This is a genomic window from Nocardia sp. CA-136227 (genome assembly GCF_050955695.1).
Classification (GTDB): domain Bacteria; phylum Actinomycetota; class Actinomycetes; order Mycobacteriales; family Mycobacteriaceae; genus Nocardia.
This window is the reverse complement of sequence record NZ_CP192081.1, coordinates 6,274,014-6,289,134: the sequence shown is the minus strand read 5'-3', so window position 1 is coordinate 6,289,134 and position 15,121 is coordinate 6,274,014. Positions and strand designations below refer to the sequence as shown.

14 protein-coding genes are annotated in these 15,121 nt (G+C 68.6%); 10 read left to right on the top strand and 4 right to left on the bottom strand.

Translation table 11 applies throughout. The annotated features are described in order from the left end of the window. Positions 1-104: 104 nt before the first annotated feature. From ACQP06_RS29175 to ACQP06_RS29130, 10 genes are all read left to right on the top strand, one after another. On the top strand, positions 105-752 hold the full coding sequence (locus ACQP06_RS29175; protein WP_357087078.1) for a dTMP kinase: 648 nt from the start codon (positions 105-107) through the stop codon (positions 750-752). Between the two features lie 78 nt (positions 753-830). Then, positions 831-1,508 carry an MtrAB system response regulator MtrA gene (gene mtrA / locus ACQP06_RS29170; protein WP_033090495.1) on the top strand — a complete coding sequence of 226 codons (678 nt, stop codon included), beginning with the start codon at positions 831-833 and terminating at the stop codon, positions 1,506-1,508. 44 nt (positions 1,509-1,552) lie between these two features. After that, positions 1,553-3,547 (top strand): MtrAB system histidine kinase MtrB, encoded by a 1,995-nt coding sequence (mtrB, locus tag ACQP06_RS29165; RefSeq protein WP_433673461.1) that lies wholly within the window; start codon positions 1,553-1,555, stop codon positions 3,545-3,547. Then, entirely contained in the window at positions 3,544-5,343 is a 1,800-nt protein-coding gene (lpqB, locus tag ACQP06_RS29160; RefSeq protein ID WP_433667863.1) for an MtrAB system accessory lipoprotein LpqB, read from the top strand. The genes mtrB and lpqB overlap by 4 nt, the downstream gene beginning before the upstream one ends. Positions 5,344-5,358: 15 nt before the next feature. Beyond that, entirely contained in the window at positions 5,359-6,003 is a 645-nt protein-coding gene (locus ACQP06_RS29155; RefSeq protein ID WP_433667862.1) for a ComF family protein, read from the top strand. 251 nt (positions 6,004-6,254) lie between these two features. After that, entirely contained in the window at positions 6,255-6,902 is a 648-nt protein-coding gene (gene hpf / locus ACQP06_RS29150; protein ID WP_433673460.1) for a ribosome hibernation-promoting factor, HPF/YfiA family, read from the top strand. A 110-nt stretch (positions 6,903-7,012) separates the two neighbouring features. Next, on the top strand, positions 7,013-8,305 hold the full coding sequence (locus ACQP06_RS29145; RefSeq protein WP_433667860.1) for an acetyl-CoA C-acyltransferase: 1,293 nt from the start codon (positions 7,013-7,015) through the stop codon (positions 8,303-8,305). A 213-nt stretch (positions 8,306-8,518) separates the two neighbouring features. Beyond that, complete coding sequence (locus ACQP06_RS29140) at positions 8,519-8,944, top strand: hypothetical protein (protein WP_433667859.1); 426 nt, start codon at positions 8,519-8,521, stop codon at positions 8,942-8,944. Positions 8,945-9,009: 65 nt separating this feature from the next. After that, positions 9,010-9,378 (top strand): hypothetical protein, encoded by a 369-nt coding sequence (locus ACQP06_RS29135; protein ID WP_433667857.1) that lies wholly within the window; start codon positions 9,010-9,012, stop codon positions 9,376-9,378. A gap of 23 nt (positions 9,379-9,401) precedes the next feature. Further along, positions 9,402-10,103 (top strand): hypothetical protein, encoded by a 702-nt coding sequence (locus ACQP06_RS29130; RefSeq protein ID WP_433667855.1) that lies wholly within the window; start codon positions 9,402-9,404, stop codon positions 10,101-10,103. A gap of 78 nt (positions 10,104-10,181) precedes the next feature. Here the strand turns inward: ACQP06_RS29130 and bluB are convergent, their stop codons facing one another. The 4 genes from bluB to ACQP06_RS29110 all read right to left on the bottom strand — a co-directional run bounded on the left by bluB (position 10,182) and on the right by ACQP06_RS29110 (position 15,095). Next, positions 10,182-10,814 (bottom strand): 5,6-dimethylbenzimidazole synthase, encoded by a 633-nt coding sequence (gene bluB / locus ACQP06_RS29125; protein ID WP_433673459.1) that lies wholly within the window; start codon positions 10,812-10,814, stop codon positions 10,182-10,184. Between the two features lie 141 nt (positions 10,815-10,955). Next, positions 10,956-12,206, bottom strand: a complete 1,251-nt coding sequence (locus ACQP06_RS29120) for a fatty acid desaturase family protein (RefSeq protein WP_433667853.1) — start codon at positions 12,204-12,206, stop codon at positions 10,956-10,958. A gap of 94 nt (positions 12,207-12,300) precedes the next feature. Beyond that, positions 12,301-13,776 (bottom strand): fatty acid desaturase family protein, encoded by a 1,476-nt coding sequence (locus tag ACQP06_RS29115; RefSeq protein ID WP_379280007.1) that lies wholly within the window; start codon positions 13,774-13,776, stop codon positions 12,301-12,303. 155 nt (positions 13,777-13,931) lie between these two features. Then, on the bottom strand, positions 13,932-15,095 hold the full coding sequence (locus tag ACQP06_RS29110; protein ID WP_379280008.1) for a ferredoxin reductase: 1,164 nt from the start codon (positions 15,093-15,095) through the stop codon (positions 13,932-13,934). Positions 15,096-15,121 lie beyond the last annotated feature (26 nt).

The window sequence follows — 15,121 nt, the reverse complement described above, 5'->3', positions numbered from 1 at the left end:
ACGTTTCAGATTCGCCCATATTGTTCCAGCGATCGCGGATCGGGCTTGCCGGACAAAGGGGAACCTGCCGTTATATGGCGGCGGAGGTTGGGTAGTCTCGCCGCATGGGTGCACTGGTTCCGGTGGAAGGACTCGACGGCGCGGGGAAACGCACGCTCACCGAGGCTGTCGTCGCGGACCTGCGCGCCCGCGGACTGCGCGTCGCGACGCTGGCCTTCCCGCGGTACGGGGTCTCGGTGCACGCCGATCTGGCGGCCGAGGCGCTGCGCGGCGGCCATGGAGATACCGCCCAGTCTGTGAACGCCATGGCGCTGCTGTTCGCCCTCGACCGGGCCGACGCGCGCGATCAGCTCTCGAAGCTGCTGGCGGACAACGACATCGTGCTACTGGACCGCTACGTCGCCTCCAATGCCGCCTATTCCGCCGCGCGGATGGAACAGGACGCGCGCGGTGAAATCGTGGACTGGATCGCCACATTGGAGTTCGAACGATTCGGACTGCCGGCCCCGGATGTCCAGATTCTCCTGGATGTTCCGGTCGATGTGGCCGAGGAGCGCGCCCGCCTGCGCGGCGAGGCCGACGCCGCGCGCGCGTTGGACGCGTACGAGAAAGACGGTGGACTGCAGCGTCGCACCGGTAGGGTCTACCGTGAGCTGGCCGAAATCAGCTGGCGTGGACCGTGGTGGGTGCATCGAACCGGAGACGATCCGGCAACACTCGCCGCGCGCCTCGCGGAAATTGTTGCTGGATAGGGTTGGATGTCCGCCGACAGGTCACGAGTGTTGGCGTGGCGGCCGAATCAGAGCCGGAGAGGTGACAAACTAGACGTTATGAAGCCGAAGATTCTGGTCGTCGACGACGATATGGCTCTCGCGGAGATGCTCACGATCGTCTTGCGCGGTGAGGGTTTCGACCCCCACGTCGTCGGAGACGGCACGCAGGCGCTGACCGCGGTCCGGGAGTTGCGCCCGGACCTCGTGTTGCTGGACCTCATGCTGCCCGGCATGAACGGCATCGACGTATGCCGGGTGTTGCGAGCCGACTCGGGTGTGCCCATCGTGATGCTGACGGCGAAGACCGACACGGTCGACGTCGTCCTGGGTTTGGAAAGCGGTGCCGACGACTACATCGTCAAGCCGTTCAAGCCGAAGGAACTCGTGGCCCGGGTGCGGGCGCGCTTGCGTCGCACCGAGGAGGAGCCGCAGGAACTGCTGTCGATCGCCGACATCGTCATCGATGTGCCCGCGCACAAGGTGACTCGCGGCGGCGCGCAGATCTCGCTGACTCCCCTGGAGTTCGATCTGCTGGTGGCGCTGGCCCGCAAGCCGCGCCAGGTGTTCACCCGCGAGGTGCTGTTGGAACAGGTCTGGGGATACCGGCACGCCGCCGACACCCGCCTGGTCAACGTGCACGTGCAGCGGTTGCGCGCCAAGGTGGAGAAGGACCCGGAGAACCCTGAGATCGTGTTGACCGTTCGAGGTGTGGGCTACAAGGCCGGACCGCCGTGATCGATGGCTCCAGAAACCGCGTGCAGCGGTGGCTGGCGGTAGTGATGGCCTGGTTCCGCAATCTGGGCGAGCAACTGGGCCATGTGTGGCGGCGTTCGCTGCAGTTGCGGGTCGTCGTGTCCACCCTCACCCTGTCGCTGATCGTCATCACGATTCTGGGCGTCGTGCTCACGAGTCAGATCACCGACCGGTTGTTGGACGCGAAGATCAACGCGGCCGTCGAGGAAATGGGTCGCGCCCGCAACACCGTTCAGAATCAACTGACCGGTGTGCACGACTCGGGCACCCAGCAGAGTCGACTCGACGATGCCCGCCGCGCGCTGTTCTCCAGCGCCGGCGGGACCCAGACCGGAGGCGCCGCAGGCAGTTACGAGGCCGCCCTGGCGATGACGGGAGACAGCGGACAGGAGCTCACCTCCGGCTCGATCCAGGAGATCCCCACCGAGCTGCGGCAATTCGTCAAGCAGCGGCAGGTCTCCTACCAGTTCTCCACGGTCTCCAGCCCGGACGGGTACAAGGGTTCGGCGCTGATCATCGGCAGTCCGTCGGCCGATATCGACTCGCTGGAGATCTATCTGATCTTTCCGCTCACCAATGAGCAACGCAGCCTGTCGCTCATGCGCGGCACCATGCTCATCGGCGGCATCGTGCTGCTGGCCGCCATCACCGCGCTGGTGACCCGGCAAGTGGTGCTGCCCATCCGATCCGCGGCCCGCATCGCGAGCCGATTCGCGGACGGGCGCCTCAAGGAACGCATGCTGGTGCGCGGTGAGGACGACATGGCCAGGCTGGCCATGTCGTTCAACGAGATGGCCGAGAGTCTGTCCAACCAGATCACCCAGCTCGAGGAGTTCGGAAATCTGCAGCGCCGCTTCACCTCCGATGTCAGCCACGAACTGCGCACACCGTTGACCACGGTGCGCATGGCGGCCGACCTCATCCACGGATCCAGCGACGACCTGGACCCCGCGCTGGCGCGCTCCGCCGAACTGCTGGTCAACGAACTCGACCGGTTCGAGGGCCTGCTCAACGACCTGCTCGAGATCAGCCGCCACGACGCGGGTGTGGCCGAGCTGCAGGTGGAATCGCTGGACGTGCGGATGTGCGCGCGGGCCGCGGTCTCCACGGTGCGGCACCTGGCCCGCGAATCCGGCGTGGAACTCGTGGTCGACATGCCCGAGGAACCCCTTGTCGCCGAGGTGGATCCGCGCCGCGTCGAGCGGGTGCTGCGCAACCTGCTCGCCAATGCGATCGACCACAGCGAGGGCAAACCGGTCCTCATGCGCATGCGCGGCGACGTGGACGCCAACGCCGTCGCCATCGTGGTGCGCGACCAGGGCGTGGGCCTGCGCCCGGGCGAGGAGAAGCTGGTGTTCAACCGCTTCTGGCGCTCGGACCCCTCCCGCATGCGCCGCTCCGGCGGCACCGGCCTGGGCCTGTCCATCAGCGTCGAGGACGCCAACCTGCACGAGGGCAAGCTCGAGGCGTGGGGCGAGATCGGCGTGGGCGCCAGCTTCCGGCTCACCCTGCCGCTGGTCCGCGGCCGCAAACTGGGCACGAGCCCACTCTCGCTGGAGCCGCCCAAGATTCGCGGCGCGTTCTCACCCGAACAACTGGCCCTGGATATCGCGGGCTCCGATACCCCGGCCGGCTCGGACACCGCGTCCGGCGATGCCGCCGCGGGCCCCGACGCGGTCCCGGGGGGCCTGCTCGGCCTGGCCGCGCTCGAATCCGAGCCCACCGCAATCGAACCGGACGCCGATGGCCTCGACGCCGGCACGGTGGAACCGGGATTCGACGCCATCGCCCCGGAATTCCCGGCCGCCACCGGGATCGACGACACCACCGCCGACCACGGCGACGTGACCGCCGCCGACCTGGCCGACGCCGCCGACCTGGCCGTCCGCGAGGGCTTCGAGCCCGAGCCCCCCGACAACGGCACCGCCGGAACACCTCCCGGCGGCGCCGATGAAACCGGTTCCGGGCGTGACGCTTCCGGGGGCTCCGCACCGGCCGAGCCGGGTGACGGCCAATCATGAGGCGGCCGGCGAGGGCCCTGTTCCGGGCCCTGGCGGCCCTCGGCTGCCTGATCGCGGTGAGCTCCTGTGCGAGCCTGCCGGATTCGTCGGCACCGCAGGCGCTGGGCAGCCTGGACCACCAGCCCACCAGCACCGCGCTCAACCCGCCGGTGGCCGGGCGTGAGCCCGAACAGCTGCTGCTGGACTACCTGCAGGCCACCGCGGACCCGGCGAACCGGCATCAGCTGGCGCGCCAATTCCTCTCGCCCGCGGCCAATGTGCAGTGGGACGACGGGGCCGGGATCACCATCGTGGACTCGCAGCCGAACACCTTGCGCGAGTCCCGCACGGGTGACTCGGCCACCTATGTGATCCGGGCGCGCAAGATCGGCGAGCTGGCCGCGGACGGCTCCTACCGGGCCGCCGACGGCACGCTGGAGACCAAGATCGACATGGAGAAGATCGGCGGTGAGTGGCGGATCAAGGATCTGCCCTCGGGCGTCATCGTCGAGCAGGCCGCGTTCGCCAAGTTCTACCACCGGTACTCGCTGTTCTTCCCGAATCTGGCCGGGGCCGGGATGGTGCCGGACCTGCGCTGGATCTCCGCGCGCAAGGACCAGGTGGCGCAGCGGCTGCTCAGCATGCTCAGCGAGGGACCGCAGTCGGGGCTGGCCCCGGCCGTGCACAATCCGATGGGCGCGCCCGTGTCGCAGCGCGGCCCGGTCACCAAGGCCAATGGCGATCCCGACAGCGTCGGGGTCGGGGGCGGCGGGATGGCCGTCGACTTCTCCGGCGCGGCCGCGCTCGACCCGGCCAACCGGGACCTGCTGGCCACCCAGGTGGTGCTCACCCTGTCCGGGGCCGACGTGCTGGGCCCGTATCTGATCAACGCCGACGGCAAACCGCTGGTCGAGAAGTACTCGGCGGGCTGGCAGCGCGCCGATGTGGAGGCCCGCAGTCCGGATGTGATCGCCCGTAACCGGACCGGTCTGCACGCGGTCCGTGACGGTTCGCTGGTGGCGGTCAACGGCAGCGGCATCACGCCCGCCCCCGGCTTCTTCGGCAGCACCCACGCGTTGCAGTCGGTGGGGCTCTCACCGGACGGGACGCTGGTCGCCGCGGTGGCCCGCTCCGGCCGTCCGGACCCCGAACCCGAGCGCACCCTGATCGTCGGAACCTATGACGGGCAGGGCTTTCCGGTCGCCGCCGGCGGCACCTTCACCCGGCCCACCTGGCCCGCCGACGGCAGTTCGGCCTGGTCGGTGGTGGACGGGGACCGGGTGATCCGGGCCGTGCACGACCGCAGCACCGGCAATGTGTCGGTGCAGGACGTCGACATCGCCGACCTGATGGCGGCGGCGATCAACTCGACCTCGCCGCGCACCCCCATCACCGAACTGCGCATCTCCCCGTCCGGGGCGCGGGCGGCGATCATCGCGAACGGCAAGGTGTACGTGGCGGTGGTGGTCCCGAAGCCGAACGGGAAGTTCGCGCTGTCCTCGCCGCTGCCGCTGGCCATCGGACTGTCCACGCCCGCGGTGTCCATCGACTGGCTCACCGACGAACGGGTCATCGTGGCCCGTGACGGCACGGTGGACCCGGTGGCCGGCGTGCTGGTCGACGGATCCGAGTACCGGGCCCAGTCCTCGCAGAACCTCACCCCGCCGGTGCGGGTGGTGAGCGCCTCCCCGGATCAGGAGTACGTGGCCGATTCGCGCGCGGTGCTGGAACTGACCCGCAATCCCGAAGGGCGCGAGGACTACTGGCGCGAAGTTCCGGGTCTGGGGGCCAACGCGGTTCCGGTGCTGCCCGGCTAGGCGCACACTGGGGGCATGGGGGAACTGCTGGATCTGATCCTGCCGCGCGCCTGCGGCGGGTGCGGGCGAGCCGGTATCTGGTGGTGCGCGGACTGCGCCGCCGCGCTGTCCGGCCCGCCCATCCGGATCCGACCGCGCGCCGATCCCGGGGTGCCGTGCTGGGCGCTGGCCGCCTACGCGGGTCCGCCGCGACGGGCCGTACTGGGCGTCAAGGAACAGGGTCGGCGGGAGCTGGCCCGGCCCTTGGGAACCGGATTGGCCAGGGGGCTGGATCATTTGCGGGATGCGTCCCGGCCCCTGGCGCTGGTGCCGGCGCCCAGTCGCGCGGCCGCGGCCCGGCGGCGCGGCGGCGATCCGGTGGTGCGTGCCGCGAGCGTCGCGGCGGGTTGGCTACCGGGTTGCCGCCTGGTACGCGTGTTGCGCATGGGTCCCGGTGTGCGGGATTCGGTCGGCCTCGGGCGCCGCGATCGCCAGCACAATCTGCACGGGCGGATCATGGTAGCCACCACCCGGCCCCCGAGCGCGCTGTTTCCGGCAAATGCCGAGGTAGTGGTGATCGATGACGTGTTGACCACCGGTGTCACGGTGACCGAATCGGTCCGAGCGCTCACCGCCGCGCGGATCGCCGTGCGTGCCGTGCTGGTTACCTGCGCTGCTTGATTCTCCGAAATTTGCGTGAACACTGGCGGACAGGTCGCTGGCGCACTAGGTTGGCGATCAGACACCCGAACCGCAAGTTTGGAGGTGGCGCCTCGGACATATGTGCCGATGCGAGTTCCATCGGTCGGCACACGTTTCAATCCCGCCGCACGAGCGGCTTGTGCGGCCAGATCCGGGAGGTACGCGTGACGACTTCTTCACGACTCTCAGCGAAGAATGCAAGCACTTCGGTGCTGCTCGATGACGAGCTCATCGACGAATCAGCCAGTCGGGCCACCACGGCGGACGTCGTGGTCAAGGGCAGGACCCTGGGGGAGGGCGGAGTGCCCGACCATTTCCGAATTCATGTGGCGGACAAGCTGTCTCGGCTCGAGCGCTTCGACCCCACCATTTACCTTTTCGACGTGGAGCTCACCCACGAACGTAACCGTCGTCAACGCAAGAACTGCCAGCGGATCGAGATCACCGCCCGGGGCAAGGGCCCGATCGTGCGGTCCGAGGCCTGTGCGGACAGCTTCTACGCGGCCCTCGAGGGCGCGGTCGAGAAGCTCGAGAGCCGATTGCGCCGGCTCAAGGATCGCCGCCGCGTGCATCACGGGGACAAGACGCCGATCTCGGTCGCGGAGGCGACCGCGGGTCTGGTTGACGAATCGCTGTTCTCCGACAACGGATCCGAGGCCCACGACCATTCGGCTGCGATGGAAGGCGATTCCGCCGGTCCCGGCCATGTCGTGCGCACCAAGCAGCACCCCGCGATACCCATGACGGTCGATGACGCCCTCTACCAGATGGAGCTCGTCGGTCACGATTTCTTCCTGTTCCAGGACAAGGAGACCGACCGACCGTCGGTCGTCTATCGCCGTCACGCCTTCGACTACGGGCTCATCAGGCTCGCGTAGTCGGTAACCAGGGACATCCACTTTTCGACCGGGGTCATGGGACAGGCCCCGGTCGCCTGTTGTCCGGGGCAAGTCTTGCTGTTACGGCGCGTATCAGTTAAGACTGTGCCATGGCTACCAAGGGCGCTCGCCGTGCTGTCATCGTCGCCGGGGCTCGGACCCCGTTCGTGCGGGCATTCACCGACTTCACACGCATGGACTCCATCGACCTGGCCGGCATCGCCGTGCGCGGGCTGCTGGAACGCACCGGACTGCCCAAGGGTGACGTCCAGGGCATCGTGTGGGGCGGCGTGGTGCTGCCCAGCGCCGCGCCGAACATCGCCCGCGAGATCGCGCTCGACCTCGAACTCGACCCGGGCTGCGAGGGCTACATGGTGACCCGCGCCTGCGCGTCGGGCCTGCAGGCCGTGGTGTCCGCGGCCGCCGCCATCGAGCGCGGCGAACACGACATCATGATCGCCGGCGGCAGCGACTCCACCAGCAACGCCGAGGTCAAGCTGCCGCAGAAGCTGGTGCACGCTGCCGCGCCGCTGGCGCTGGGCAAGCCCAAGGCCAAGGACTACCTCACCGCGGCAACGCAATTGGCCCCGTTCTACGACCTCATGCCGCGCCGCCCGCAGATCGCCGAGCGCACCACCGGCGAGGTCATGGGTGAATCCGCCGAGAAGATGGCCCGCATCCACGGCGTCTCCCGCGGCGCGCAGGACCACTTCGCCGCCACCTCGCACCACCGCGCCGCGGCCGCCATCGAATCCGGCCGCTTCGACCGCGAGGTGCTCTCCGTCAGCACCCCCGACGGCACCGCCGTCACCCGCGACGGCCTGGTCCGCCGCGACACCAGCCTGGCCAAACTCGCCAAACTGGCACCGGTTTTCGCCGAGAACGGCACCGTCACCGCGGGCAACTCCAGCCCCCTCACCGACGGCGCGTCCGCGGTCCTGCTGATGAGCGAGGAGAAGGCCCGCGCCCTCGGCTTCACGCCGCTCGCCGCCTTCCGCTCCTGGAGCTTCGTCAGCGTCGACCCGCGCGACCAGGTCCTCATCGGCCCCGCCATCTCCATGCCGCGCGCCCTCGACCAGGCCGGAATGTCGCTGGGTGACATCGATTTCGTCGACATCCACGAGGCCTTCGCCGCCCAGACCCTGTCCGTGGTCTCCGCCCTGGCCAGCGACGAATGGGCCAAGACCCGCCTCGACCGCGACACCGCCGTCGGCGAGATCGACCCGGCCAAGCTCAATGTCCACGGCGGCTCGGTCTCCCTGGGCCACCCGTTCGGCGCCACCGGCGCGCGCATGGTCACCACCATGGCCAATGAACTCGCCCTCACCGGCAAGTCCACCGCACTGCTCGGGATCTGCGCCGCGGGCGGCATCGGAGCCTCGGCGGTGCTGGAAGCCGTCTAGCTGACACACTTCTGTGTCACCGGCGTGAATGCCGGTGGCCGGCTTCGCGACTGCGCCGCAGTACGGACATTCGGCGCGGATGCGCCTTCGTGCAGGTGAGACCCCGATCCGCCACGGCGGACCGGGGTTTCCGGCGGGCGGATCGAAAATCGTTGGTGGAGACTCGGCGTCGAATGGGTATCCCGGGGGAAACGAGCTGGGCGGAGGCGGATCATGAACGGCAGGACGATGATCGGCACCGCGGCAGTCCTGCTCGCGGCGGGGATCGCCGGGGCGGGAAACGCTGCGGCGCTGCCACTTCCGGCGACCGGGTCCGAGGGTGGGCAGCCGGTCTCCGATCTGAAGCTGCGGCTGCACGATGCCGGACGGCATGTCGGGGAACGGTATTCCGTCTACGGACTGGTGTATTCGGACGCGGCGGTGTGGACGCTCGGGTTCGTGCACGGGGAGCCGACCCGGTACTACACGATCGACGGGGCGCGTGTGGAGCTCACCGGACCGGTCCGGGAGTCGGTCAAACAGGGTGACGAGTTCACCGGGACCATCACCATCAACGGCAAGAACGACTCGGGCGATCCCGTGGTCACCTTGGACGACGTGTCCGTCATCGGGCACCACCCCACCGACGCGCTGCGCTGAGCCGGGACCCGCCGCGCCTCTCGGAATGATTGCAGCGTGAAACACATCCGGTACACAATCGAGGTGTGGGATTCCGGGAGTGGAAGCAGACGGTATCCAACGGCGACAGTGACCGCGCCATCGCCGCGCGGATGGGCACCAACCAGATGCGGGTGTCCCGGCACCTGAGCAGCGACTCGCCGGTCGCGGAAACGGTCATCGCGTTCTGCCGCACCTATGGTGTGAGTCCGATCGAAGGTTTGATCGCGGCCGGGTTCCTCACCCGCGACGACGTCCTGCGCGCCTCCCTGGTGGAGGCGCTGCGCGAGGCGACCGGCGCGGAACTGGCCGCCGAGGTGGCCCGGCGCCTGGCCGATCCCGAACCGGACGCCGCCGAGGACCAGTCCACAACCACACCACGCGAACGGCTCGGGCACGGATTGCTGGAGGAATAGCGCGCGGGCCGCGGGAGGAACGAATGGAGATCGTCTTCGCGGCCGCCATCGCCGTCACGGCCGCCGTGGCCCTGGTCCGGCTCACCCTGTGGTGCGCCGCGCCCCGCACCCGGCTGCTCACCGTGGCGGCGGCGCTGCTGGCCCTCGGCGCGATCCTCATCGAGCCGCGCTGCCGCGACAATGTCGACTCCTTCGTCGCGACCGGCGGATTCGCGGGCATCATCGCCGATGTGCTGCTGTTGGCGGCGGCCTGCCTGCTGTGCGCGTACGTGGCGCGGGTGTGGGACAACGAGTGGCTGCACCGGGCGGCCCTGACGATCGCCGTCGCCGGTGGGCTGGTGCTGATCGTCGTCTACGCCGTCGCCGAGTACGCCGGTTCGCATCGCGGCCACACCGGCGATGTGAACAGCCTCGCAACGGTTTACGGCCTGCTGCTGTCGCTGCTGATGATCGCGGTGAACGTGTCGGTGCTGATCACGGTGGCGCTGGCCCGTCCGTTCGCTCGCGTCCAATTCTGGTTCGCCGCTTCGGCTTCGAGCTGGATCGTGCTTGCCGTGCTGCGCGGCGCGGCGACCGCGGATCCCGGTCGCTACGCGGATCTGTTCTGGCAGTGGCGAATTCCGCTCGACACCCTCGTGCTGCTGACCGGCTCGGCGATCGGGCTGTCGAACCTGCGGAGCAAGCGCCGGACGGGCGTGGTCGTGGCAACCGGGTGGACACCCTGAACCTCATGGGCCAGCAGGCCGCCGCCGCGGGTGCGGGCGTCGGGTACGCCACCGCCCCGCGGCACCGAGTCGTCGAGGTCAGTCGTCCGCGCGGGGCGTGAACCGCTCCCAGTGGATGGCCGATTCGAGCGGGCGGCGATTGCGCCAGCCGAACCGTTCCAGGTCCGGGACCTGCTGGAACTCGTGGACCGGGCCGACGCAGAGCCAGGCCACCGGCTTCACGCCGGGCGGCAGGTCGAGCAGGTCGATCAGGAACGGCTCGTCGTAGAAGCTCACCCAGCCCACGCCCACGCCCTCGGCGGTGGCGGCCAGCCACAGGTTCTGGATGGCCAGGATGGTGGAGTAGATGCCGGTCTCGGGCACCGTGGCCCGGCCGAGCACGTGGGTGCCGCCGCGGGCCTGATTGTGGGTCACCACGATCCCGGTGCCGCTCTCGACAATGCCCTCGATCTTGATCGGATTGAAGGTCTCGGCGCGGTCGGCGGGCAGCGAGTCGTTGAACTCCTGCCGCTTCTCGGCCACGTGATCGGCGAACTTGCCGAGCGTGCCCGGATCGCGCAGCACCACGAAATCCCACGGCATGGAATTGCCGACGCTGGGCGCGCGATGGGCCGCCTCGAGGATCCGCAGCAGCGTGGCGTCGTCGACCACCTCGCCGGTGAATTCGGCGCGGACGTCACGACGCAACTTGATGGCGTCGTAGACGCTCAGACATTCGAGGGGGCTGATCGGGCCTTCGGAACACACGCGGTCCAGTGAACCAGGCCGGATCCGCGCCGAACCTGGCAGCCCTCCACAGCGAAAACGCCCCCCGCGGAGAGTCCGGCGGGAGGCGTTCGCGGTCGTGGGGGACTAGCCCGCCATGGCGGGCTCACGGCGGGCCAGCTTGCGGCGGCCCTCCCTGAGCGCGGTGCGCAGGCCGCGGCGGCGGCCGGTCATCGGGTCCACGGTGGTCGCGCCGCCGAACATCTTCTCCGACTTGGTTTCCGGAGCGTCGTCGGTGGAGCGGCGCAGGTACTTGTTGGGCAGCGACAGCTTCATGATGGTGCGCCACGACTTGGCGTACTGCACCGGCAGCGACCCGGTGGTGTACGGCAGGTCGTACTTCTCGCACAGCGCCCGCACCCGCACCGCGATGTCCTTCAGGTGGTTGGACGGGATGTCCGGGTACAGGTGGTGCTCGATCTGGTGCGACAGGTTGCCGCTCATGAAGTGCATGACCGGGCCGCCGGAGATGTTCGCCGAGCCCAGCATCTGGCGCAGGTACCACTCGCCCTGGGTCTCGTTGTCGCAGTCGAACTTGGTGAACTTCTCCGCGCCGTCGGGGAAGTGGCCGCAGAAGATGACCGCGTTGGTCCACACATTGCGGACGACGTTGGCGGCCAGGTTCGCGGTCAGCGTGCCCAGGAAGGACGGGCCGGTGAGCAGCGGGAAGATCAGGTAGTCCTTGGCGGCCTGCTTGCCGATCTTCTTCAGAACCGTCTTGCGGTCCTCCTCGAACTGGATGCGCTCGGGCGAACCCGGGGCCCACTTCTTCTTGGCGACCTTGCCCAGCTCGAGGTGCTGGATGGCGACGCCGTACTCGAAGAACATCTGCAGCAGCAGGTTGTAGACCGGCTGGCCGAGGTAGAACGGCGTCCAGCGCTGGTCGCGGGTGACGCGCAGCAGGCCGTAGCCGATGTCGTCGTCCATGCCCAGCACGTTGGTGTACTTGTGGTGCAGGAAGTTGTGGGTGATCTTCCAGTGCTCGGAGGGACCGGCGTTGTCCCATTCCCACTTGGTGGAGTGGATTTCCGGATCGTTCATCCAGTCCCACTGCCCGTGCATCACATTGTGGCCGATCTCCATGTTCTCGATGATCTTGGCGGTGCCCAGCAGGGCGACGCCGGCCAGCCACGCGGGCGGGAACAGACTAGCGAAAAGCACTGCGCGGCCACTGATTTCGAGGCCGCGCTGGAGACGGATCACATTGCGGATGTAACGGGCATCCTGCTCGCCCAGGGTTGACTCGACCTCGCGGCGGATCGCGTCCAGCTCCGCCCCGATCGCTTCGACATCCTCCGGGGTGAGGTGCGCGTATTCCTTGACATCCGAGATCGCCATGCTGGTTACAGTACCGTAGGTTACGGTCCCGTAGGTTACGACGATCGAATCTCTACCGTGTCGAATCCCGCATTGTTTTCGCGACCCTCGTCTGCTAGCGATTACGGCGGAGTTTACGCGAGAACCAACCCTCGCGCTGAGCCTTCTCGGTCAGCAAAGCCTTTTCCGCCAAAGCCTTTTCGCGCAAGGCCTCCTTGGCCTCGCGCAGCACCTGCTTTTCGTGCGCGGCCTTCTCCTTGAGCGCCACCTTGGCCTCCTGCAGCGCCGACCGCAGCCCGCGCCGCTCACCCGTCTCCGGGTCCAGGCCCCAGCTCGGCTGATGCTCGGCCAGCCACTCCGACGCATTGTGCACGGCCAGCCACTCGCCGGACTTGTTGTGCTCGGCCAGCCACTCGGAGCCGTTCCACGCCGGCAGTGAGATGCCCGCGAACTTGCGCTCCGAGGAGGTCTCCGGGGCGTCGTCGGCCGTCCGCTTCAGCCACTGGTCCGGCAGCGCCAGCTTGTGAATCGTGCGGAACGCCAGCAGGTACTGCTTGCCCAGCGAGCCCGTGGTGTATGGCAGGTCGTACTTGTCGCACAGCTCGCGCACCTTCACCGACACCTGCGCGTAGCGGTTGCTCGGCAGGTCCGGGAACAGGTGGTGCTCGATTTGGTAGCTCAGATTGCCGCTCATGAACGCCATGGCCGGGCCCGCGTCGAAGTTGGCGCTGCCCAGCATCTGCCGCAGGTACCACTCGCCCTGCGTCTCGTTCTCGAACTGCTCCTCGGTGAACTTCTCCGCGCCGTCGGGGAAGTGGCCGCAGAAGATGACCGCGTAGGCCCACAGATTGCGGACCAGGTTCGCGGTCGCGTTCGCCTTCAGGGTCGACTTCCACGCCGGACCGGTCAGCGCCGGATAGATCACGAAATCCTTGGCGACCTGCTTACCGGCCTTGCGCCAGAACGCCTTGTTCGGCTCGGTCAGGATGTGGCGCGGCGGGAAGAGCTGCGACGGGGGCACACCCATCTGCTCCTTGGTGGCAGCCAGATCATGCAGCGCGATGCCCCACTCGAACAGCGCGGCCAGCACCAGGTTCGCGGCCGGCTGCACCAGGTTGATCGGCTTCCACTCCTCGTCGCGCGTCATGCGCAGGATGCCGAAGCCCAGATCGTCATCCATGTCGAGGATGTTGGTGTACATGTGGTGCGAGTAGTTGTGCGCGGCCTTCCACTGCGCCGACGTCCCCGTCATATCCCACTCCCACGTGGTGGAGTGGATCTCCGGGTCGTTCATCCAATCCCACTGCCCGTGGCTGACGTTGTGCCCGAGCTCCATGTTCTCGATGATCTTCGCGACCGAGAGCAGAGCGGTGCCGGTCAGCCAGGCCCAGCGCTTCTTGGAGGCGAACAGGGTCGCGCGACCGGCGGCCTCGAGGATGCGCTGCGCGGCGATCGTGCGCTTGATGTAGCGCGCGTCACGCTCGCCGAGCGAGTGCTCGACATCGCGCCGGATGGTGTCGAGCTCCTGGCCCAGGGTCTCGATATCGGACGCCGTGAGATGGGCGAACGCCTTGATGTCGGTGATGGCCACCGGCAGGTCCTTCCGTGGTTGATCTGCCTCGCGCCGCTGCGCGGACGGGCGGCCCCGACGGGGGCCGGTCAGGCTCGATTGCTATCGAGGGTAGCGGTTCTCGGGCGGAGCCGTCCCACACGGTGCGGTGTGGGACGGGCCCGGGGCAGTGTCGGTCAGACCTCGAGGGTGCAGTCGCCCGCGGCCGCCGAGATGCAGGTCTGGATCTTGTCGCCGGCGCGGTGTTCCTTGCCGTTGCGCAGATCCCGCACATGACCCTCGGTCACGGTCACCACACAGGTCTGGCAGATACCCATGCGGCAGCCGAACGGCATCTGCACGCCGGCGTCCTCGCCGGCCTGCAGCAGGGTCGTCGCACCGTCGGTCTCGGCGGTGCGACCGGTCTTGGCGAAGGTCACCGTGCCGCCCTCGGCGGTGGCGTTGCGCTCGATCTCGAACCGCTCCACGTGCAGCTGGTCGCCGATACCGGCGGCGGCCCAATGCTTTTCGATCTCGTCCAGCATGGGCAGCGGGCCGCAGGCCCAGGTCTCGCGCTCACGCCAGTCCGGGCACACGGTGTCCAGATCGGCGAGCGCGAACTTGCCGTTCTCACCGGTGAGGTGCAGGTGGGCGGTGAATCCGGGCCGGCGGTCGTGCAATTCGCGCAGCTCGTCGCCGAACATCACGTCGTCGGGGGTGCGGGCGGAGTGCACGTGCAGCACATCCGGGACCGCGTCGCGGCGATCCATGGTGCGCAGCATGGCCATCACCGGGGTGATGCCCGAGCCCGCGGTCAGGAACAGCACCTTGCGCGGCGCCGGATCCGGCAGCACGAAACCGCCCTGCGGCGCGGCCAGGCGCACGATGGTGCCCGCCGGGACGCCGGAGACGATGTGGGTGGACAGGAAGCCCTCCGGCATCGCCTTCACCGCGATGGAGATCAGGCGGCGGCCCTTGTGGGCGCCGTCGCCGGTCCAATCCGGCGGGCTGGTCAGCGAATACGAGCGCCAGTGCCAGCGGCCCTCCACCAGCACACCGATGCCGATGTACTGGCCGGGGGCGAACTTGAAGTCGAAGCCCCAGCCCGGCTTGATCACCAGGGTGGCCGAGTCGGAGGTCTCCTTGCGGACCTCCACGATCCGGCCGCGCAGCTCGCGCGCCGACCACAGCGGGTTCACCAGGTGCAGGTAGTCGTCGGGCAGCAGGGGAGTGGTGATCCGGGCGGCGGCTCCGCGCAGGGCGTCGAGCGGGGTCCGCCCGGCGTTCCCGCCTTCGGCCACGGGGGCCTCCAGCCACTCGCGCAGTCCTCGCACGGAGAATCCGCCACTCTTCGATGCCATATCCGGGAACGCTTTCTGTCGTCGTG